Here is a 20,978-nt window from a genome sequence, read left to right as displayed (position 1 = left end):
GGATGCATAACCGCGTTATAGAAGCCGTGGAGGGGTCACATGGGCAACAAGTTCCTCGAAGGAAATTTCGCCCCGGTCAGCCGGGAGCACACGATCACCGATCTCGCCGTCACCGGCCGGATCCCGGAGTTCCTCGACGGCCGGTACCTGCGCAACGGCCCGAATCCGCTGTCCGAAGTGGACCCGGCGGCCTACCACTGGTTCATGGGCGACGGCATGGTCCACGGCGTGCGCCTGCGCGACGGGAAGGCCGAGTGGTACCGCAACCGGTGGGTCCGCAACCCCGCCGTCGCGGCGGCGCTGAACGGCGAAGACGCGAGCCGGTTCTGCGGGCTGGACGCGCTCGGCGCCAACACCAACGTCATCGGCCACGCGGGGAAGACCCTCGCCCTGGTCGAGGCGGGCGCGCCGATCTACGAGCTGACCGACGAGCTCGACACCGTCGGCCGCTGCGACTTCGACGGCACGCTGCCCGGCGGCTACACCGCCCACCCCAAGCGCGACCCGCGCACCGGCGAGCTGCACGCCGTCTCGTACTTCTTCGGCATGGGGAACAAGGTCCAGTACTCGGTCATCGACGCGGCCGGGCGCGTCCGCCGCACGGTCGACGTCGAGGTCACCGGGTCGCCGATGATGCACGACTTCTCGCTGACCGAGAACCACGTCGTCTTCTACGACCTGCCGGTGACGTTCAACTCCGAGATGGCGGTCGCCGCGAGCGTGCCGGGTGCACTGCGCACGCCGGCGAAGCTGGTCGTGTCGGCCATGGTGGGCAAGATCCGCGTGCCGGACCCGGTGACCGCGATGATGGCCCGCAAGATCGGCGCGAACGGCGGCCTGCCCTACCGCTGGGACCCGAAGTACCCGGCGCGGATCGGGATCATGCCGCGCGCGGGCGGCAACCGGGACGTCCGGTGGTTCGACGTCGAACCGTGCTACGTCTTCCACCCGCTCAACGCCTACGACAGTGTTGAATCTGACGACAGCGTCGTGCTCGACGTCGTCCGCCACCCCCGGATGTTCGATCGCGAGCTGCACGGCCCGGACGAGGGCGGCCCGACCCTGGACCGCTGGACGGTCGACCTGGCGGCGGGCAAGGTGCTGGAGGAGCGCCTCGACGACCGCGGGCAGGAGTTCCCGCGCGTCGACGAGCGCCTGATCGGCCGCCGCCACCGCTACGGCTACGCGATGTCGGCCGACGGCGGCGCCGACCCGGGCGGATCGCTGTTCAAGCACGACTTCCACACCGGCTCGAGCGACGAGCGCGCGTTCGGCGCGGGACGGCAGCCGGGCGAGTTCGTGTTCGTCCCCCGCCACGACGACGCGGGCGAGGACGACGGCGTCCTGCTGGGCTTCGTGTTCGACCCGGCGTCCCAGCGCAGCGACCTGACGATCCTGGACGCGGGCACGCTGGAGACGGTGGCCGCGATCCACCTCCCGGACCGCGTCCCCCACGGCTTCCACGGCAACTGGATCGCGTCGGTCGCCCAGCGCCCCAATGTGGCCTTCGGTGCGTGAGACGCACCCAAGGCGGCCTTCGGTGCGTGAGACGCAACCAAGGCCGCCTTCGGTGCGTGAGACGCAACCAAGGCCGCCTTGGGGCGCTTGCCGGGCGGGGCCGGGTTCAGGTGAGGATGCGGTGGTCGCCGGTGTAGAGGTTCATCGAGTCGCCGCGGAGGAAGCCGACCAGGGTCATGCCGTTCTCCTCGGCCAGCTCCACCGCCAGGGACGACGGCGCCGACACCGCGGCCAGCAGCCCGATGCCCGCCATCGCGGCCTTCTGGACCAGTTCGAACGACGCGCGCCCGGACACCAGGAGGCCGTGGCCGGGCGCCGGGATGCGGTCTTCGAGGACGGCCCAGCCGAGCACCTTGTCCACCGCGTTGTGCCGGCCGACGTCTTCGCGGACGACGTCGATCTCCCCGTCCGGGGTGAACAGCGCCGCCGCGTGGAGGCCACCGGTGCTGGCGAACACCTTCTGGCGGGCGCGCAACGCGTCCGGCAGGCCGGACAGCGTCTCGCTCTTCACCGCGAACGCCGCCTCGGCGGGGGAGAAGCGCGTGCGGAGCTTGACCGCGTCCAGCGCGGCCTTGCCGCAGACCCCGCACGACGACGTCGTGTAGAAGTTGCGCTCGACGCCGGTGTCCGGCGGCGGGACGCCGTCGGCCAGCGCGATGTCCAGCACGTTGTAGGTGTTGCGGCCCTGGTCGTCGACGCCGTCGCAGTACCGGGCGACCGCGATGTCGGCTCGGCCGCCGATCACACCCTCGGACAGCAGGAAGCCGTGGGCCAGCTCGACGTCGTTGCCGGGCGTGCGCATGGTGACGGCCAGCGCCTTGCCGCCGACCCGCAGCTCCAGGGGCTCTTCGGCCGCCAGTGCGTCGGGGCGGCGCCGGTCCCCGGTCGCGGAGATCCGCCGCACCGGCCTGCGCACGGTCACCCTGCCCATCAGCACATCCTTCGCTGCCCGAAAGTTCGACACTCGTATGGTGCAACACCGGTGATTTAGTAATACATTCCCTCCATCATCCCCAGAATACGGAGGGAACCGATGGCTCCCGGCTTCCTGGACCGATCCCGGATCGTGGCCCCGCCCAGCTGGACGCGCTGGCTGGTGCCACCGGCGGCCCTGTCGGTACACCTGTCGATCGGGCAGGCCTACGCGTGGAGCGTCTTCAAGACCCCGCTCGAGAAGACGATGCACCTCAACGGCACCCAGAGCTCGCTGCCGTTCCAGCTCGGCATCGTGATGCTGGGGCTGTCCGCCGCGTTCGGTGGCACGCTCGTCGAGAAGAACGGCCCGCGCTGGGCGATGTTCGTGTCGATGTGCTGCTTCGTCAGCGGCTTCCTCATCTCCGCGCTCGGCGTGGCGACCGGGCAGTTCTGGCTGGTCGTGCTCGGCTACGGCGGCATCGGCGGGGTGGGTCTGGGCATCGGCTACATCTCCCCGGTGTCGACGCTGATCAAGTGGTTCCCCGACCGGCCGGGCATGGCCACCGGCATCGCGATCATGGGCTTCGGCGGCGGCGCGCTGATCGCCTCGCCGTGGTCGTCGTCGATGCTGGGCACCGCGCCGACGACGGGCACCATCGCGACGGCGTTCCTGGTCCACGGCATCGTCTACGCGGTGTTCATGTCGATGGGCTGGCTGCTCGTGCGGGTGCCGGCCGACGACTGGAAGCCGGCGGGCTGGGAGCCGAAGACCGACCACGGCAAGGCGATGATCAGCACGGCGAACGTCTCGGCCGCCAACGCGATCAAGACGCCGCAGTTCTGGTGCCTTTGGGTCGTCCTGTGCTTCAACGTCACCGCGGGCATCGGGATCCTGGAGAAGGCGTCGCCGATGATCCAGGACTTCTTCAAGGGCACGTCGACGCCGGTGGGCGTGGCCGCGGCGGCGGGCTTCGTCGCGCTGCTGTCGCTGTGCAACATGCTCGGCCGGTTCGTCTGGTCGTCCACTTCGGACCTGGTCGGCCGCAGGAACATCTACCGCACCTACCTCGGCGTCGGCGCGCTGCTGTACCTGGTGATCGCGCTGACGCAGAACTCGTCGAAGCTCGTGTTCATCCTGTGCGCGATGGTGATCCTGTCGTTCTACGGCGGCGGGTTCGCGACCGTCCCGGCGTACCTGAAGGACCTCTTCGGCACCTACCAGGTGGGCGCGATCCACGGCCGGCTGCTCACGGCGTGGTCGGTGGCGGGCGTGCTCGGCCCGCTGATCGTCAACCGCATCGCCGACAGCGAGAAGGCGGCGGGCAAGTCCGGCCCGGACCTGTACACGACGTCGTTCTACATCATGATCGGCCTGCTCGTGGTCGGCTTCGTCGCCAACGAGCTGGTCCGCCCGGTCAAGGAGAAGTACCACGAGCCGGCCCGCGAGGCCGTCGGAAGCGAGGCGTGATGAGCGAACCGTCGGCGAAGCCCAACCGGTTGCCGCTGATCGTGCTGGCCTGGGCGTGGGTGGTGATCCCGTTCGGGTACGGGGTGTACCAGCTGTTCCTGAAGCTGGTGCAGCTGTTCGGCTGAAGCGCCCGGTCGTCGGGGCTCGGCGGATGTGACACAGGTCTCACTCGTGCAGCGGTTCCCGGCGCCCAGGCGTCCTGGGTGGCGTGCATGTACTGGGGAAGATCGCTGTCGCCGGGGTGGCCCTCGTCGTGTTCGGCGGCACGGCGTACGGCTACGTGAACCTCCGCGCCCTCGACGAGGTGACGCGCGACAGCGTCATCGACGCGGACGGCGAGACCAAGCCGGGCGAACAACCCGCCGACGGCTCGCTCGACATCCTGCTGGTCGGCCGGGACGCCCGCGACGACAACCAGGGCAAGCCGCTGGCCCCGGAGGTGCTGCGTGAGCTGCGGGCCGGCGCGAACGGCGACGACCTGACCGACACCTTGATCGTGCTGCGGATCCCGAACGGCACCAAGGAAGTGAAAGCGTTCTCCATCCCCCGGGACAGCTTCGTCTCGATGCCGGGCGGGAAGGGCAAGATCAACGGCGCGTTCGGGCGGGCGAAGGCGGCCGAAGCGCGGCGGCTGCGCACCGCGGGCGAGACCGACAAGGCGAAGATCAACCAGGGCGCGCTCACGGCCGGGCGACGCGCGACGCGCCAGGCGGTCGAGGACCTCACCGGGGTGAAGATCGACCACTTCGCCGAGGTCAACCTGCTCAGCTTCTACGAGATCAGCAAGGCCGTCGGCGGCGTCGACGTCTGCCTGAAGAACGCCACCAAGGACAAGAACTCGGGTGCGGACTTCCCGGCCGGGCCGCAGAGCGTCTCGGGTGCGGACGCGCTCGCCTTCGTGCGGCAGCGTGACGGCCTCCCGGGCACCGACTTCGCCCGTGTCCGGCGCCAGCAGGTGTTCCTCGCCGGGCTGGCCAGGCAGGTGCTCTCGGCGGGCACGCTGGCCGATCCGGGGAAGCTGTCCGACCTGATCGACGCGGTGAAGCGCTCGGTCGTACTGGACGACTCGTGGAATCTGCTCGACTTCGTCGGGCAGATGCGCGGGGTCAGTGGCGGCGGGATCCAGTTCGCGACGATCCCGGTCGTCAACGTCGACTACCGGTACGACCCGGCGAACAACCCCCGGGCGACGGCGGTGCAGGTCGATCCGGTCGCGGTCAAGGCCTTCGCGGCGAGCCTGATCGGGCCGGTGGCCCCGGCCGCGCCCACCGGGCAGGCGCCGGCCACGTCGGTCACCGTCGACGTCTCCAACGCGAGCTCGAAGGCGGGCCTCGCGGCCCGCGTCGCGGGGGTTCTGCGGGAGAAGGGGTTCACCTCGCAGCCGGCCGGCAACACGGACAGCCGGCGGACGTCGCTGGTCCGCTTCGGCCCCGACCTGGCCGGGCGCGGCGCCGAGGTGGCGAAGGCGCTGGGCGGCCTGACGACGCAGCAGTCGGCGTCGGTGCCGGCCGGGCACATCGAGGTGGTGCTCGGGACGGTCTACGCCGGTCCCGGCGCGGCCGCGGGCGGCGGTGCTCCCGGGGGCGCTTCGGACGAGCCGATCACCTCGAACGGCGTCGTCTGTGTCGATTGACCGGCGATGAATTGATCGACGGCGAAGTTCCGGATTTTCCGTCGAATCCCTGAAATGCGGGGGAATTCCCCGTGAGTATCGCCGCACTGGACCACGGTGGACCACCCGGGTCAGTGGTCTTGACGCTGCCGCACTGGTGAGGCAGGGTGCGGTGACTGTCACCGCGGGCAGGACCACGCGGCGGCCGAAAGTTCACCCGATCGGTGGGCGATCTTGGAAAATTGATTTCAGGGAATACGGAAAGTCCGGAATTTATGCGCAGCAGCGTCACCCGGGGTGGGTGGATCTTGCCCATCCTCGCTTCAGCCGTTCTTTGTGCCGGGTGCCAGTCGGCGTCCGCTTCGGTGCACTACCCGGGCGCGATCGACGCCTGCCGGCTGCCAGGGCCGAACGCAGAGGCGCAGCTCGCGCCCGGAACCGTCGAGATCCCGGTCGACTCCGTGAAGGCCGCCGAGGCCAAGGTCATCCCCGACGACCACGCCAGCGAGGGCAACGAGATCACCACCTGCCGCCGGCTGTTCGCGCGCGACCTCGGCGGCGGCAAGCCCAACCTGCAGGACTACCGGCTCGTCACGATCGCCGTCGTGCGCTTCACGCAGTCCGACGTGGACGAGGCCGCCGCCAAGGCCAGCCAGCTGATGACCGACGCGCTCGGCGACCACTCGGGCGTCCGGCTCGCCACCGGGGTCGGTGACGAGGCCGGGTTCTCCGAGCAGTGGGCCGCCGTGCGGACCGGGAACGTCGTGCTCGGCGTGGCCATCGCCGACGGCGGCACCGAGGCCGCGCTGATCCCGGCCGCGACGCTGGACAACGTCCAAGCCGTGGTCACGGACATGACCAGCACGCTGCAGAAGGACTTTCAGGGCTGAGGTTCCGCCCGGACCGGTTCGAGCCGCACGACGATCGCCTTCGACACCGGCGTGTTCGACTTGTCCGCCACCGAGTCCAGTGGCACCAGCGCGTTCGCCTCCGGGAAGTACGCCGCCGCGCAGCCGCGCGCGGTCGGGTAGGCGACGATCCGGAACGCCGGTGCGCGCCGTTCCGGATCGTCGCGCCACTCCGAAACAAGGTCGACCACGGCGCCGTCGGCCAGGCCGAGGGCCGCGAGGTCGTCCGGGTTCACCAGCACCACGCGGCGGGCGTTCTCGATCCCGCGGTAGCGGTCCGAGAGCCCGTAGATCGTGGTGTTGTACTGGTCGTGGCTGCGCATCGTCTGCAGCAGCAGCCGGCCCTCGGGCACCTGCGGGTACTCCAGCTCCGACACCGTGAAGTTGCCCTTGCCGTTCGCGGTCCCGGTGAACTCGCGGGAGTCGCGCGGCGCGTGCGGCAGCACGAACCCGTCCGGTTCGCGGACCCGGCGGTTGTAGTCCTGGCAGCCCGGCACGACCCGCGAGATCCGGTCGCGGATCAGGTCGTAGCCGGTCTCGAACGTCCGCCACGGCACGGCGTGACCCGCGCCGAACAGCGTCTCGGCCAGCCGGCAGACGATGGCCACCTCGGAGAGCAGGTGCTCGCTCGCCGGCTTCAGCCGCCCGCGCGAGGTGTGCACCTGCGACATCGAGTCCTCGACCGTGACGAACTGCTCACCGCTCGCCTGGACGTCGCGCTCGGTGCGGCCGAGTGTCGGCAGGATCAGCGCGGTGCGGCCGTGCACGACGTGCGAGCGGTTCAGCTTCGTGGACACGTGCGCGGTCAGCGAGCACGAGCGCAGCGCCTTCCCGGTCAGCTCCGAGTCCGGCGTCGCCGACGCGAAGTTGCCGCCGACGGCGAAGAAGACCTTGCCGTGGCCGTCGCGCATCGCCCGGATCGCGTCCACGGTGTCGAAGCCGTGCTCGCGCGGGACCTCGATGCCGAACTCGGCGGAAAGGGCGTCCATGAAGGACTGCGGCATCTTCTCCCAGATGCCCATGGTCCGGTCGCCTTGGACGTTCGAGTGCCCGCGCACCGGGCACAGGCCGGCGCCCGGCTTGCCGATCATCCCGCGCATCAGGGCGAGGTTCGCGATCTCGGAGATCGTCGGGACCGCGTGCTTGTGCTGGGTGAGGCCCATCGCCCAGCAGTAGATGGTGCGCTGGGAGGAGGCGATCATCCGCGCGACGCGCTCGATCTGCGTGCGGGGGAGGCCGGTCGCGCGCTCGACCTTCGGCCAGTCGATCTCCCGCAGGTGCTTCGCGTAGTCGTCGAAGCCCTCGGTGACCCGCTCGACGAACTCGCGGTCGACGATCGCGCCGGGCGCTTCGGCGTCCCAGGCCAACAGCAGGTGCCCGACGGCCTGGAACAGCGCGAGGTCGCCGCCGAGGCGGACCTGGGCGAACTCGTCGGCCAGGGGCGTGCCCTTGCCGACGACACCGCGGACGTTCTGCGGGTTCTTGAACCGCATCAGCCCGGCCTCGGGCAGCGGGTTCACGGCGATGATCTGCGCGCCGTTCCCCTTGGCCTCCTCGAGCGCCGAGAGCATCCGCGGGTGGTTGGTGCCCGGGTTCTGCCCGACGACGACGATCAGGTCGGCCCGGTGGATGTCCGCCAGGCTCACCGAGCCCTTGCCGACGCCGGTGGTGGCCGAGAGTGCCGCGCCCGAAGACTCGTGGCACATGTTGGAGCAGTCAGGCAGGTTGTTGGTACCGAAGGAGCGCACCAGCAGCTGGTAGAGGAACGCGGCCTCGTTGCTGGTGCGGCCGGAGGTGTAGAAGATCGCCTCGTTGGGGTCGGTCAGCGCCTTGAGCTCGCCCGCGACCAGCTCGAACGCGTCGTCCCAGGAGATCGGCTCGTAGTGCGTGGCACCTTCGCGCAGCACGAACGGCTCGGTGATCCGGCCCTGCTGGCCCAGCCAGTAGTCGGTCTTGGTTTCCAGGTCCGCGATCGGGTGCGCGGCGAAGAACTCCCGGTCGACCCGCCGTTTCGTGGCTTCCTCGGCGACGGCCTTGGCGCCGTTCTCGCAGAACTCGGCCAGCTTGCGCTTCTCGCCGTCGGCCTCGCGGGGTTCCGGCCACGCGCAGCCCGGGCAGTCGAAGCCTTCGCGCTGGTTCAGCAGCCGCAGCGCCTTGATCGTCCGGCCGGTGCCCATCTGCTCGACGCTGCGTGCGAGCGACACGGCGACGCCGGGGATCCCGGCCGCCCAGCCCTTCGGCTTGCCCACCTCGAGGCGGGTTTCGTCCACGTCCTGCGCCGGCGCTTCACGGGTCATGTGTTCATCGTGCGCCTCGATGATCGGGCACGGCCACCGGGGTCACGCGTGTGCGGCGCGCAAACCCCGGTCGGTGACGGTGACCACGAGCAGCAGCGCGCTGATGACGACCAGGGCAATGGCCAGCCGGTGCAGGCCCGCGGAGTCGGCGTGCGGGCCATAGCACAGCGCGATGAGCGTCGAGGCCACGATCGCGCCGAGGTACTGGGCCGTGCGGAACAGGCCGCTCGCGGTGCCCATCTGCTCGGCGGGCGCTTCGCGGTACAGCGTCGTCTGGTTCGCGACGCTGGTCAGGCCCTGGGCGAGGCCGAACAACGCGGCCAGGGCGAGCAGCGCGCCGGCCCACGTGCCGTCGTGGACGAGCAGCAGCAGGGCCGAGCCGCCGGCCAGGGCCACCGCGACGGTCACCAGCCGCGCCTTGATGCCGGACGCGCGCCCGGAGAACGCCGCGGCGCAGACGGCGGTGCCCGACATCGGCAGCAGCATCAGGCCGGCGGCCTCCTCCGACAGCTGCCGCGCGGTCTCCAGCCACTGGGCGTACCCGAACATGATCGCGTAGATGGCCATGAAGCTGAGCGCTTGGCGCAGGTAGGTCCGCAGGATGGCGCCGTTGGCCGCGAGCATCCGCAGATCGAGGAACGGCGCGTCGCGCCGGAGCTCGACCAGCGTGAAGGCGGTCCCGAAGGCGGCGACGATGGCGAGCAGCCAGACCTCGGCGCCGGGGTCCATCAGGAAGAACAGCAGCGCGAGCAGCGTCGCGGAGAACAACGCGATGCCGAGCACGTCGATCCGAGTGGCGGTGCGCTCGCCGCGGTCGTCCGCCGGCACCCACAGCAGGGTCAGGACCAGCGACAACCCGGCGAGCGGGATGTTCACCGCGAAGATCGCGGGCCAGCCGAAGAGGCCGATCAGCACGCCGCCCAGGGTCGGGCCGATCACCATCACCGTCTGGGCGGACATCGACAGCAGCGACAGCACCCGCGCGGGCACGCCTTGGCCGCTCGCTTCGGCGTGGTGGCGCAGCACGGCCATCGCGGCCGGGAACCCGGCACACGTGCCCAGGCCGAGGACGACGCGCACGCCGGTCAGCCAGCCGACGGAAAGGGGGATCATGCCCGCGATCCCCGCGACGATCACCAGGCTCGCGCCGGCGAGCAGGACGCGGCGGGCGCCGTGGCGGTCGACGAGCAGGCCGACCACCGGCTGCCCGACGGCGGTGGCCAGGTAGAGCGCCGAGATCAGCCAGGCCGTCTGCCCGGGGCCGGCGCCGAAGCTCTGGCCGATCGGCACGAGGGCGACGGCGATCAGCGTGGAGTTGATCGGGTTGAGCACCGCGCCGGCCACCAGCGGGGTGACCAGGCGGGCGCCGAACCCGGCGGGGGCGGTGACGGTGCTCGTGAGGGGCTCCTTCAGTGTTCGGCGACGCGCTGGAGCAGCGGAAGCGCGCGCGTGACGGCGTCGAGTTCGGCGGGGGACAGTGCGTCCAGTAGGGCCTGGGCCAGCCACTCGTCGCGGTGCTGCTGGATCCCGCGCACGGTGTCGCGGCCGGCGTCGGAGAGGCTGATCACCACACGCCGCCGGTCGGCCGGATCGGGCGTGCGGGCGAGGTAGCCGAGCTCGTCGAGGACGCCGAGGGTGGCGGCCATCGACTGCTGCCGCACGTGCTCGGCGGCGGCCAGCTCACCCTGGGTGGCCGGGCCTTCGCGGAGCAGCCGGTTCAGCACGGCCGACTGCGAGGGGGTCAGGACCCCGGCGTTGTCGACCTGCCGAAGCCGCCGGTGCAGCTGCCCGACGACCCCGCGGATCCAGCCGGCGCTTTCGGCCACGTGCGGAGATACTTCGCCCATGTACACAGTTTAGCTGTGCAGTCCAGGCTGTGCATTTCGGGGCTCAGGTTCGTGAAGGCCACCTTGAGGAAGTACAAGTTCCTCAAGGTGGCCTTCACGAACTTCGTCAGGCCGGGCAGCCGTCGAGGGTCGGGACCGGGTACTTCGGGTCGTAGTAGCCGGGCGCGTCGTGGTCGCCGGTCGGCGGCGCGGCCGACGGCGGGTTCGCGTAGCCCGGCGCCAGGTAGCCGTCCTTCGCCGCCGCACAGCCCACCGACGAATACGCGCTCGTCGTGTTGTCGAGCCAGAGGCCATGGCTGGTCTTCTCGAACGACGAGCCACTTCGGAGCACGTACGTCTCGTCGAGGCGCCGGAACGTGACGATTTCGGCGGGGCTCATCAGTTCTTTGGGATGGGCGTGGTCGAACGCGTAGGCGACCGCGTACTTCGCTTCGACGACCAGCTCGCCGGGCTTGTCGCCGGCACGCGCGGTGAGCGTGCCGAAGGTGCGGGGGCCCGCGTCGAGCAGGTGGTAGCCGTCCGCGATCTCGGTGACGTAGCCGGCGAAGCCGCCGTGGTGCTTGGTCGGCTTCTTGGCCAGCTCCGGGAGGATCTGGTCGCGGTCGTCGGGGGCGAACAAGGCCGCGTACGCCTTGCCGTCGTGCCCGGTCAGGACCGCCGGGTCGAGGTGTGCGGCGGTGATGGCCTGCTTGACCTTCGCGTAGGCGGCGGCGACCGCGTCGGTCTTGAAGGCGCCGACGGCGGCCGCGGCCGGGGACGTGATGCCGTCGATGCCCTTCGGCCAGACGTCGGCGGGGGTGTGCGCGTACGGCCGGGCCAGGTCGACCGGGGCGACGTCCGGCACCGACGTCGGGTTCGGCGGCGCGGCGTCGTGGGCGGGCCGCCGGCCGACGAGCACGATCGCTGCCGTGGTCACACCCAGGATCAGCACGAACACCGCGAAGATCCACCAGCGCCGGCGTGGGCCGCGCGAGGCGCGTTTCTGCTGCTTGCGGAACTGCTTGCGGTCCTTCTTCGAACCCAGCCAGGCGTCCTTCTGCGCGTGCTTGCGCCACTCCGGGTCCATCAGGTCCGGGTGCGAGTCGATCAGGTTGTCCTCGTCCACGTGCGTCCCCCCAAGGTCGACGTCAGATCATCGACGACAGGGGACGAGCGTTACCCGAAGTACGCGAATTCGTTGACGCCGACGCCCTGGAGCTGGTGCACGATGATCGCCGCGGCGACCAGCCCGACCACGATGAGCAGGGCCAGCACGCCCGGCCAGCGGCTCTGCCCCGGCTGCCGGTAACCACCCGCACGGCGCTCGCGCTTGCGACGCTTCTTGAGGTCTTTCTTCGCGCCCAGCCAGGCGTCCTGCGCGGCGTACTTCTGCCAGTCCGGGTTCATCAGGTCCGGGTGCGTCTCGATGCGCCGATCGTCCGGATCCTGCGGCTGCTGAGGCTGTGTCATCCCGAGTGCCTTCCCCCTGGGTGACCCGCCGTGACGGGTTCGTAGACTTGTCCATTGTGACCGAGAACGCTCCGCAGCAGACCACCGACCTTCCGGGTGCCTGGGACCCGGCCGCCGAGGAAGCACCGATGTACGACCGCTGGGTAGCGGCCGGGTACTTCACGGCCGACGCCTCGTCGGGGAAGCCGCCGTTCTCGATCGTACTGCCGCCGCCGAACGTAACCGGTTCGCTGCACATGGGCCACGCGCTCAACCACACCCTGATGGACGCGATGAGCCGCCGCCGTCGCATGCAGGGCTACGAGGTGCTGTGGCTGCCCGGCATGGACCACGCGGGCATCGCGACGCAGAACGTCGTCGAGCGTCAGCTGGCCGGCGAGGGCCTTTCGCGCCACGACCTGGGCCGCGAGAAGTTCGTCGAGCGCGTCTGGGAGTGGAAGGCCGAGTACGGCGGCAAGATCCTCGGCCAGATGAAGCGCCTCGGCGACGGCGTCGACTGGTCGCGTGAGCGGTTCACCATGGACGAGAACCTCTCGAAGGCCGTCCAGACGGTGTTCAAGAACTTCTTCGACGATGGGCTCATCTACCGCGCCGAGCGGATCATCAACTGGTGCCCGCGCTGCCAGACGGCGCTGTCGGACATCGAGGTCGACCACAACGACGACGACGGCGAGCTCGTGTCGATCCGCTACGGCGACGGCGCGAACGCGATCGTGGTGGCCACCACCCGCGCCGAGACGATGCTGGGCGACACCGCGGTCGCCGTCCACCCGGACGACGAGCGGTACGCGCACCTGGTCGGCACCGAGGTCGAGCTGCCGCTGACCGGCCGTCGCATCCCGATCGTCGCCGACAAGCACGTCGACCCGGCGTTCGGCACGGGTGCGGTGAAGGTCACCCCGGCGCACGACCCGAACGACTTCGAGATCGGCCGCCGCCACGACCTGCCGATGCTGACGATCATGAACGAGCGCGCGGAGATCACCGCGCCGGGGCCGTTCGAGGGTCTCGACCGCTTCGAGGCGCGCCCGGCGGTCGTCGCCGCGCTGCGGGAGGCCGGTCGGATCGTCGCGGAGAAGCGGCCGTACGTGCACGCGGTCGGGCACTGCTCGCGCTGCGACACGGTGGTCGAGCCACGGCTGTCGCTGCAGTGGTGGGTCAAGGTCGAGGAGCTGGCCAAGCTGGCCGGCGACGCGGTCCGCGACGGCCGCACCAAGATCCACCCGCCGGAGCTGGCCAAGCGCTACTTCGACTGGGTCGACAACATGCACGACTGGACGATCTCGCGCCAGCTGTGGTGGGGTCACCGCATCCCGGTGTACTACGGCCCGGACGGCGAAGTGGTGTGCGTCGGCCCGGACGAGCAGCCCCCGTCCGGTGCCGGCTGGACGCAGGACCCGGACGTGCTGGACACGTGGTTCTCCTCGGGCCTGTGGCCGATGTCGACGCTGGGCTGGCCTTCCGACTCCGAAGACCTGGCTCGCTTCTACCCGACCAGTGTGCTTTCGACGGGCTACGACATCCTGTTCTTCTGGGTCGTCCGGATGATGATGTTCGGCGTGCACCAGATGGACGGCAAGCAGCCGTTCGACCACGTCTACCTGCACGGCCTGATCCGCGACGCGCAGGGCAAGAAGATGTCGAAGTCGCGCGGAAACGTGATCGACCCGCTGGAGTGGATGGACGCGTACGGCGCGGACGCGACCAGGTTCACCCTGGCCCGCGGCGCCAACCCGGGCACGGACATGGCACTGGCCGACGAGTGGGCGGCGGGCTCCCGCAACTTCTGCACGAAGCTGTGGAACGCCACGAAGTTCGCGATGATGAACGGGGCTTCGGTCTCGTCCTCGCTTCCTCCGGCCGCTGACCTGACCGAGTCCGACCGCTGGATCCTCGGCCGCCTGAGCGCGCTGGTGTCCGAAGTGGACGGCCTGTTCGAGGACTTCCAGTTCGCGAAGGTGGCGGGCGCGCTCTACCAGTTCACCTGGAACGAGCTGTGCGACTGGTACCTGGAGCTGGCGAAGGTCCAGCTGTACCAAGGGGATTCTTCGCGAGTTTCGGCGACCCGTTCGGTCCTGGGACACGTACTGGACACGGTGCTCAGGTTGCTGCACCCGTTCGTCCCGTTCATCACGGAGAAGCTCTGGACCGCGCTGATGGGCGGCGAGTCGTTGGTGGTCGCAGCCTGGCCGGTCCCGTTCGAGGGCTACGCGGACGCCGCGGCCGACGCCCGGATCGCGGACGTCCAGAAGCTGGTGACGGAGATCCGCCGGTTCCGCGCGGACCAGGGCTTGAAGCCGGGCCAGAAGGTGGCGGCCCGCCTGGCGGGTTACGCGGGCGGCCACGAGCCGGCGATCCGGTCGCTGGTCCGGCTGACCGAGCCGGCGGACGACTTCGCGGCGAGCGCATCGCTGGAGGTGGCCCTGCCGGCCGGCGTGGTGAACGTGGAGCTGGACCTGTCGGGAACGGTCGACGTGGCGGCCGAGCGCAAGAGGCTGGAGAAGGACCTCGCGGCGGCCCGGAAGGAGCTGACCCAGACGGAGGCGAAGCTCGGCAACGAGGCATTCATCGCGAAGGCCCCGGAGCAGGTGGTGACGAAGATCAAAACCCGCAAGGAAACGGCGGCGGCGGACATCGACCGGATCACGGCCCGGCTGGCGGCTCTTCCGGCCTCCTGAGTTGTGGATGGAAGCCCGGCACTCCCTCGCGGAGTGCCGGGCTTCGTCGTACCCCTCGGGTAGCGTGGAAAACGGGGGCTGCTCAGTCGGCCGCCGTCTCCCGCGCGGCTTCGATCAACGCCACCACCTCGGGCGTCACTCGCCGGTCTGCGGGCGTGGCGAGGTACGTCGGCATCCGCGGTGAAGGATCCCGAAGCGGCCGGAACACCACCCCCGGTACCGGCAGCAGGTTGGCGTGCGCCCGGTAGAACACCGTCCAGTGTGGACGCCCGAACCCCAGTGTCCCCAGCGTGTCCTGCGCCGTCGTGAATTCCTTCCCGAGCTCCGGCTCGAACCCGGCCTCGCGGCAACACGAAACGACCAGATCGTACAGGGGTTGATTGCGCGAAGGCGGACTCAGCCGCGCCGGAAGCGACGCCAGCGAAGCGAACGAAACCTCGGCGGAAGCGGCCAGCGGGTGCGTCGAGGGCAACGCCACCACGACCTCGTCCATCCACAAAGGAGTGAAGTCGAGCCCGGAAGAAGGCCAGGAACCCCGCACGATGGTCGCGTCCAAGGACCCGTCTCGCACCCGCTGCAACCGTTGAAGAGTGGGCGCGTGAAGCAACTCCAACGACGCCGACGGAGCAATCCGGGCGAAGGCGCGAAGCAAGGAGTTCAGCCGGTCACCCAACCCCTCGCTGGTCCCCAACCGGATCAAGTCCCCGGGAGGACGAAACTCCAGAACCGAGTCCACCGCCCGTTCGGCCGCCGCCAACACCGCCCGCGCCTGGGGCAGGAACCGCTGCCCCGCCTCCGTCAGCGACACGCTTCGCGTCGTGCGCGACAACAACGACACGCCCAGTGAACGCTCCAGCCGCCGGATCTGCTGGCTCACCGCCGGTTGGACGATGTGCAGGCGCTCCGCCGCGCGGCCGAAGTGGAGCTCCTCCGCCACCGTCACGAAATACCTCAGCTGACGCAGCTCCACCACGACCCCATTCATCAGGCTTCGTGATCAGTGTAGGAGCGGACTGCTCATCGAAAAGCGCGAACCCGGGCACCAAGCTCGAGTCATGCCCTACTTGGACGTCAACGGAACCCGGCTCCACTACGAAGACGCCGGCACCGGCCCGGCCCTGCTGCTCCTGCACGGCTGGGGAACCAGCGGCCGCGTCTGGTACTCGTGCCTGCCCGATCTCGTGCGTGACCACCGCGTCGTCACGCTCGACTGGCGCGGGTGCGGCCGCTCGGACCACCCCGCCGACGGCAACACCATCGCCCAGATCACCGCCGACCTGGTGCAGGTGGTCGAGGTGCTGAAGATCGAGCCCACCGTCGTCGGGTCGAGCATCGGCGGCATCTTCGCCACCGAGCTGGCGCTCGCCCAGCCGGACCTCGTCGACCACGTCGTCGTGGTCGACGGCCCCGGGTACTGGCCGAGCACCGGCATGCTCGGCCAGGTTCTTGACCTGCGCACCCAGCTCGTCGACGACCGGGCAGGCACGGTGGCGGGCTGGGTGCCGGGCTGGTTCGCCGCGGGCGCCGCACGCGAACTCGTCGACTGGACCGTCCGCCAGCTGCTCGACTCCGGCCCTTACATCGACGAGCTGTTCACCGAATGCACCACCTACGACCCGCGGCCCCGGCTCAAGGACCTCGCCGTCCCGATCACCTACCTGCACGGCGAGCTGGACGCCCAGATCCCGCTCGAAGTGCCGCGCGGCTGCGCCGCGGAAACGCCCGGCGCCCGCGTGCACGTGCTCGCCGGCTGCGGGCACGTGCCGCACCAGGAAAACCCGCGCGCGTTCACCGCCGCCCTCCGTGACATCGCCTGAAGGGGACGAACCATGCCGAAAGTGCCGCTCGGAGACACCGTCGTCCACTACGACCGGACCGGCGACGGCCCGGCGCTGCTCCTGCTGCACGGCACCGCCGCGTCCCGCGAGCAATGGGGGCCGCTGACCGCGCGGGCGGACGGCTTCACCGTCCTGGCGCCCGACTTCCCCGGCTCCGGCCTGACGACCGACGACGGCGGCCCGATCACCGTCGGCGCCCTCGCCGCCCAGGCCGAAGCCGTCCTGGACCACGCCGGATTCGAAACCGCCCACGTCGTCGGACACTCGCTCGGCGGGGTGGTGGCCGCCCACCTGGCCGGCACCCGCCCGGACCGCGTCCGGAACGCGGTCCTGCACGCCGCCTGGCCGGTCACCGACGTCCGGCAGGACGCCGAGTTCCGCTACTGGCTGGACCTGCTCGAAACCGGGACCTTCGCCCGGATGCTCCCGCTGATGGCCTTCGGGCCGCGCTACTGGGCGCAGGCCACCGCCGAGAGCAACGAACAGCTCGTCAAAACCCTGGAAACGGTGCTCCAGCCCGGCGCGGACCGGCAGATCGAGGCCGACCGCGCCGTCGACCTGCGGCCCGTGCTCGGCCGGATCACCGCGCCGGTGCTGGTGCTCGGCAGCGCGCACGACCGGATAGTCACGGCGGACCAGCAGCGGGCGCTGGCCGCCGCGATCCCGGACGCGCGCGCCGCCGAAATCGACGCGGGGCACGGTGCCCCGGCCGAGCTGCCGGACGAGTTCGCCCGGCTGGTGCTGGACTTCGTCAGCGCAACGCCTTGAGCACCACTGCCGCCACGCCCGCCATTCCGGCCTTCAGCGGGTGGTAGGCGGCCGCGGCGAAGACGTCCTGGTTCTTGCCGTTGATCCACGCCGACCCGCCGCGTGCGCAGGCGTCGTGGCCGCGGGACGGGCCGAACGCGTCGACGTACTCCGCGTCCCCGTTCGCGGCCGCGTCCTCGAGTGCCTGGTTCAGGTCGGACTCGACGCGGTTGAGCCAGGCGTAGTCGCCGTCGGCGAATGGGAGGAGGTCCGGGCAGTAGCCGTTCTCCGGCGCGATCCGCGGGTAGCCGACGACGAGCACCCGCGCGCCGGGCGAGCGCTGGTGGACCGTGGCCAGCACGGCGGCGATCCGCGGCTGGATGGAGGTGATGGCCGTGCCCACGGTGTCGACGCCGTTGGACGTGAAGTGCTTCTCGCACGGGTTGCCGGTCGGGTCGCCCGCCCGCAGCCCCGGGCACGTCCCGGTCAGGCTGCCGAACACGCCGTAGTCGTTGCCGCCGATGCCGAGGGTGACCAGGTCGGTGTCGATCCGCAGGGCGTCGAGCTGCGGGGCGTTGGTGCCGTTGAACGGCACCTTCTGCGGCCGGGTCATCGCGGTGGTGTTGGCGCCGGCGCAGCTGACGTCGGTGAACTCGCCGGGCGCCAGCGACGCCGCCACGACCGACGGGTAGTTCGCCGTCGACCGCCCGCAGCCGAGCGGGTCGAGCCGCTGCGCCGGAACGAACGGCCCCGAGGTGTAGGAGTCGCCGAGAGCGACGTAGTGATGGAATTCCGTGGCCGAGGCAACGGTCGCGGCGGTGGTGAGCAGGATGGCTGCCGAGAAGACGGCGACGAGCAGCCGGGTGGTGCGCATGAAGACCCCGTTCTGTTCTGCGGAACGCTCCTTCCAGATGTAGCGAGCGCCGGACAGTGAGGGGCCGGACTTCACCCGCCAGTCGGGTCACCGTCGCCGTGTTCACGGTAAGTGATCAAGGTGCGCCAGAACAGCAACGGCCGGACCGTGCTCCCGGGCAGCAGCCGGGCCGACTCGCGGCGCAGCTCGGCGATCGTCGGGAACCGCAGCAGTGTGGGGGCCGGCGGCCCGCCGTCGCCGCCGCCGTTGAGCCGTTCCGCGGCGTGGACGACGAGCCGCGCCAGCGCGTTCAGCGGCACGGCGGCCGCCTCGCGCGCCCAGTCCCGCGGGCTGCTCGGCCGGGCCGGGGTCAGCACCACGAGCACCCCGCCCGGCACCAGCGCGCGGCGCAGCTTGGTGACCGTCTCGAACGGCATGTGGTGCAGTGACGCCAGGCACGAGATGTAGTCGTAGTGCGCCTCGGGCAGGGTGCCTGTGGTGATGTCGGCCTGCCGGTAGACGATCTCGCCGGGCCCCGGCGACCCCAGCCCGGCCGCCGCCTCGACCATCGCCGCCGAGACGTCGACCGCCTCCACCGCCATGCCCGTCGCGGCCAGCCGCCGGGCGAACCGGCCGGTACCGCACCCGACGTCCAGCGCGATCCCCGGACCGGGCGGCAGCAGGTCCAGCAACAGCGGGTGGTAGTGGTCGTTGTGGTTGAACGGCATGCGTCGAGAGTGCCACCGGCCACGCACGTAGACTCGGAAGGCAAGTGTGAAAACCCCAGGCCGGAGGAGATTCAGTGCCGCAGGATGAGACAGGTCGCAGGCCGGACCTGTCGGATCTGGACAGTTTCGCGGGCGTCGACGAACTGGGGGCGACGGGGTACGAGGAGTCCGACGACAACGACCCGGAACTGGACGTCCGCGACACCGCGTTCGACGCCGGCGGCGGCTCGCGCGGCGGGATCGGCGGGGTCGGCCAGCTCGGGGACAACATCGCCACCGGCCCGGTGCCCGACCTCACCGTGCCCGAGGACGCCGAGCTGCACGAGCTCGACGACCAGGGCGAACCCGAGGTGTACGGCAGCCCGGACGGCCCCGAGGCGCGGCGCGAGCTGATGGCCGTCGAGGCCGAGCTGAACCAGCGCTGGCCGGAAACGAAGATCGAGCCGTCGCTGACCCGCATTTCGGCGCTGACGCAGCTGCTGGGCGAGCCGAACCGCGGCTACCCGGTGCTGCACGTCGCCGGCACGAACGGCAAGGGCTCCACGGCCCGGATGATCGACGCGCTGCTGACCCGGATGGGCCTGCGCGTCGGCCGCTACACGAGCCCGCACCTGCAGCTGGTCACCGAGCGGATCGCGCTCGACGGCCGGCCGATCTCCGCCGCGCGCTATGCCGAGCTCTGGAACGACATCGCGCCGTACGTGTCCATGGTGGACGGTGCGGCCGCGGACGGCGTCGCGATGAGCAAGTTCGAGATCCTCACCGGGATGGCGTTCGCCGCGTTCGCCGACGCACCGGTGGAGGCCGCGGTGCTCGAAGCGGGCCTGGGCGGCGCCTGGGACGCCACGAACGTCGCGGACGCCGATGTCGCCGTGCTCACCCCGATCGGCCTCGACCACGTCGAGTACCTGGGGCCGGACGCGGTGAGCGCGGCGCGCGAAAAGGCGGGCATCATCAAGCCCGGCTCGGTCGCGGTGATCGGCGAGCAGGACCCCGAGGTGCTGAAGGTGCTGCTGGAGCGCGCGGTCGAGGTCGACGCCGCGGTGGCCCGCGCGGGCAGCGAGTTCGGCGTGCTGGAGAAGGAGATCGCCGTCGGCGGGCAGCTGCTGAAGCTGCAGGGCCTCGGCGGGGTGTACGACGAGATCTTCTTGCCGCTGCACGGCGCCCACCAGGCCGCGAACGCCGCGCTGGCGCTGGCCGCGGTCGAGGCGTTCTTCGGCGCGGGCAAGGACCGGCAGCTGGTCGTCGAGGCGGTGCGCGAGGCGTTCGCCGAGGTCGAAACGCCGGGACGGCTCGAGCGCGTCCGGTCGGCCCCGACGGTCCTGCTCGACGCGGCGCACAACCCGCACGGCGCCCGCGCACTCGCGACGACGGTCTCCGAGGAGTTCGCCTTCCGCCGCCTGGTCGCGGTGGTCGGCGTGATGGCCGAGAAGGACGCCCTCGGCATCCTCGACGCGCTCGAGCCGGTGGTGTCGGACATCGTCGTGACGCGCAACTCCTCGCCCCGGTCGATGCCGCTGGAACAGCTGAACGAGCTGGCGATCTCGGTGTTCGGCGAAGACCGCGTCGTCGCCGAGACGGACCTGGAGACGGCGATCGAGACGGCGATCGCGCTGGTGGAGACCAGCGACGACCCGGAAGAGCCCCTGGCGGGCGGCGGCGTGCTGGTCACCGGCTCGGTGGTCACGGCCGGAGAGGCGCGCACGCTGTTCGGGAAGGAGCCGGCGTGACGTCGCAGGAGACGCCGAAGCCGAAGGACCCGATGAAGGGGTTCCGCGGCGTGATGTCCGGGACGCTGATCATGGAGGCGATCACGGTCGCCCTCGCCCTCCCGGTGGTGAACAAGCTGGGCGGCGGGCTTTCGACGGGCACCGGCTGGACGGTCATCGCGGTGGCCGTCCTGCTGATCGTGACGTGCGGGTTCGTCAAGCGCCCGTGGGCGGTGCCGGTGATCCTGGCGCTGCAGGTGGTGCTGATCGCGCTGGTGTTCTGGTTGCCCGCGATCGCCGTGCTGGGCGCGATCTTCCTGGCGGTGTGGCTGTGGCTGCTGTGGCTGCGCCGGGACGTCGCGCGCCGGCTGGCCGCGGGGACGCTGGCGAGCCAGCAGCCCCAGCCGTGAC

General features: G+C 70.7%; 19 protein-coding genes. 10 read left to right on the top strand and 9 right to left on the bottom strand.

Annotated elements, in window-relative coordinates; translation table 11 throughout:
- Positions 1-39: 39 nt before the first annotated feature.
- Positions 40-1,518, top strand: a complete 1,479-nt coding sequence (locus tag ACLJQF_RS25300; protein ID WP_410612144.1) for a carotenoid oxygenase family protein — start codon at positions 40-42, stop codon at positions 1,516-1,518.
- 106 nt (positions 1,519-1,624) lie between these two features.
- Here the strand turns inward: ACLJQF_RS25300 and fdhD are convergent, their stop codons facing one another.
- Complete coding sequence (gene fdhD / locus ACLJQF_RS25295) at positions 1,625-2,449, bottom strand: formate dehydrogenase accessory sulfurtransferase FdhD (protein ID WP_410612142.1); 825 nt, start codon at positions 2,447-2,449, stop codon at positions 1,625-1,627.
- 102 nt (positions 2,450-2,551) lie between these two features.
- Between fdhD and ACLJQF_RS25290 the strand changes: the two genes are divergently transcribed.
- The 4 genes from ACLJQF_RS25290 (at position 2,552) to ACLJQF_RS25275 (ending at position 6,403) form a co-directional block, all read left to right on the top strand.
- Positions 2,552-3,901: an OFA family MFS transporter gene (locus tag ACLJQF_RS25290; RefSeq protein WP_410612141.1), complete on the top strand. Its 1,350-nt coding sequence runs from the start codon at positions 2,552-2,554 to the stop codon at positions 3,899-3,901.
- The gene (locus ACLJQF_RS25285) at positions 3,901-4,026 is read left to right on the top strand and encodes a hypothetical protein (protein ID WP_410612140.1); all 126 of its coding nucleotides are present in this window, start codon (positions 3,901-3,903) and stop codon (positions 4,024-4,026) included. The genes ACLJQF_RS25290 and ACLJQF_RS25285 overlap by 1 nt, the downstream gene beginning before the upstream one ends.
- 83 nt (positions 4,027-4,109) lie before the next feature.
- The gene (locus ACLJQF_RS25280) at positions 4,110-5,534 is read left to right on the top strand and encodes an LCP family protein (RefSeq protein ID WP_410612138.1); all 1,425 of its coding nucleotides are present in this window, start codon (positions 4,110-4,112) and stop codon (positions 5,532-5,534) included.
- Positions 5,535-5,821: 287 nt separating this feature from the next.
- Positions 5,822-6,403, top strand: a complete 582-nt coding sequence (locus tag ACLJQF_RS25275) for a hypothetical protein (RefSeq protein WP_410612136.1) — start codon at positions 5,822-5,824, stop codon at positions 6,401-6,403.
- Here the strand turns inward: ACLJQF_RS25275 and ACLJQF_RS25270 are convergent.
- The 5 genes from ACLJQF_RS25270 to ACLJQF_RS25250 all read right to left on the bottom strand — a co-directional run bounded on the left by ACLJQF_RS25270 (position 6,394) and on the right by ACLJQF_RS25250 (position 12,014).
- Positions 6,394-8,718 (bottom strand): FdhF/YdeP family oxidoreductase, encoded by a 2,325-nt coding sequence (locus ACLJQF_RS25270; RefSeq protein ID WP_410612134.1) that lies wholly within the window; start codon positions 8,716-8,718, stop codon positions 6,394-6,396. The two genes, ACLJQF_RS25275 and ACLJQF_RS25270, sit on opposite strands and share 10 nt — an antisense overlap.
- 42 nt (positions 8,719-8,760) lie before the next feature.
- Positions 8,761-10,062, bottom strand: coding sequence for an MFS transporter (locus ACLJQF_RS25265; RefSeq protein WP_410612132.1), 1,302 nt, complete (start codon positions 10,060-10,062; stop codon positions 8,761-8,763).
- Positions 10,063-10,127: 65 nt separating this feature from the next.
- Positions 10,128-10,565 (bottom strand): MarR family winged helix-turn-helix transcriptional regulator, encoded by a 438-nt coding sequence (locus ACLJQF_RS25260; protein ID WP_410612130.1) that lies wholly within the window; start codon positions 10,563-10,565, stop codon positions 10,128-10,130.
- A 106-nt stretch (positions 10,566-10,671) separates the two neighbouring features.
- Complete coding sequence (locus ACLJQF_RS25255) at positions 10,672-11,670, bottom strand: hypothetical protein (RefSeq protein ID WP_410612129.1); 999 nt, start codon at positions 11,668-11,670, stop codon at positions 10,672-10,674.
- A gap of 50 nt (positions 11,671-11,720) precedes the next feature.
- Positions 11,721-12,014: a hypothetical protein gene (locus ACLJQF_RS25250; protein ID WP_410612127.1), complete on the bottom strand. Its 294-nt coding sequence runs from the start codon at positions 12,012-12,014 to the stop codon at positions 11,721-11,723.
- A 56-nt stretch (positions 12,015-12,070) separates the two neighbouring features.
- Between ACLJQF_RS25250 and ACLJQF_RS25245 the strand changes: the two genes are divergently transcribed.
- Positions 12,071-14,692, top strand: a complete 2,622-nt coding sequence (locus ACLJQF_RS25245) for a valine--tRNA ligase (protein ID WP_410612125.1) — start codon at positions 12,071-12,073, stop codon at positions 14,690-14,692.
- An 82-nt stretch (positions 14,693-14,774) separates the two neighbouring features.
- Here ACLJQF_RS25245 and ACLJQF_RS25240 read toward each other — a convergent pair whose 3' ends face one another.
- Positions 14,775-15,677 carry a LysR family transcriptional regulator gene (locus ACLJQF_RS25240; protein ID WP_410612123.1) on the bottom strand — a complete coding sequence of 301 codons (903 nt, stop codon included), beginning with the start codon at positions 15,675-15,677 and terminating at the stop codon, positions 14,775-14,777.
- A 70-nt stretch (positions 15,678-15,747) separates the two neighbouring features.
- On the opposite strand from ACLJQF_RS25240, the gene ACLJQF_RS25235 reads away from it, so the two are divergent.
- Positions 15,748-16,509, top strand: a complete 762-nt coding sequence (locus ACLJQF_RS25235; RefSeq protein WP_410612121.1) for an alpha/beta fold hydrolase — start codon at positions 15,748-15,750, stop codon at positions 16,507-16,509.
- A gap of 12 nt (positions 16,510-16,521) precedes the next feature.
- Positions 16,522-17,298, top strand: a complete 777-nt coding sequence (locus ACLJQF_RS25230; protein ID WP_410612120.1) for an alpha/beta fold hydrolase — start codon at positions 16,522-16,524, stop codon at positions 17,296-17,298.
- On the opposite strand, the gene ACLJQF_RS25225 is transcribed toward ACLJQF_RS25230, so the two are convergent.
- On the bottom strand, positions 17,282-18,151 hold the full coding sequence (locus ACLJQF_RS25225; RefSeq protein WP_410612119.1) for an SGNH/GDSL hydrolase family protein: 870 nt from the start codon (positions 18,149-18,151) through the stop codon (positions 17,282-17,284). The two genes, ACLJQF_RS25230 and ACLJQF_RS25225, sit on opposite strands and share 17 nt — an antisense overlap.
- A 71-nt stretch (positions 18,152-18,222) precedes the next feature.
- Positions 18,223-18,858, bottom strand: a complete 636-nt coding sequence (locus tag ACLJQF_RS25220) for a class I SAM-dependent methyltransferase (RefSeq protein WP_410612117.1) — start codon at positions 18,856-18,858, stop codon at positions 18,223-18,225.
- Between the two features lie 74 nt (positions 18,859-18,932).
- Between ACLJQF_RS25220 and folC the strand changes: the two genes are divergently transcribed.
- Positions 18,933-20,588, top strand: a complete 1,656-nt coding sequence (gene folC / locus ACLJQF_RS25215) for a bifunctional tetrahydrofolate synthase/dihydrofolate synthase (RefSeq protein WP_410612116.1) — start codon at positions 18,933-18,935, stop codon at positions 20,586-20,588.
- Positions 20,589-20,620: 32 nt separating this feature from the next.
- Positions 20,621-20,977, top strand: coding sequence for a DUF4233 domain-containing protein (locus tag ACLJQF_RS25210; protein WP_410612255.1), 357 nt, complete (start codon positions 20,621-20,623; stop codon positions 20,975-20,977).
- The last annotated feature ends 1 nt before the right edge of the window (position 20,978 follow it).

The organism is Amycolatopsis sp. lyj-109 (assembly GCF_046548995.1).
Lineage (GTDB): Bacteria > Actinomycetota > Actinomycetes > Mycobacteriales > Pseudonocardiaceae > Amycolatopsis.
This window is presented reverse-complemented; position numbering and strand designations above follow the sequence as displayed.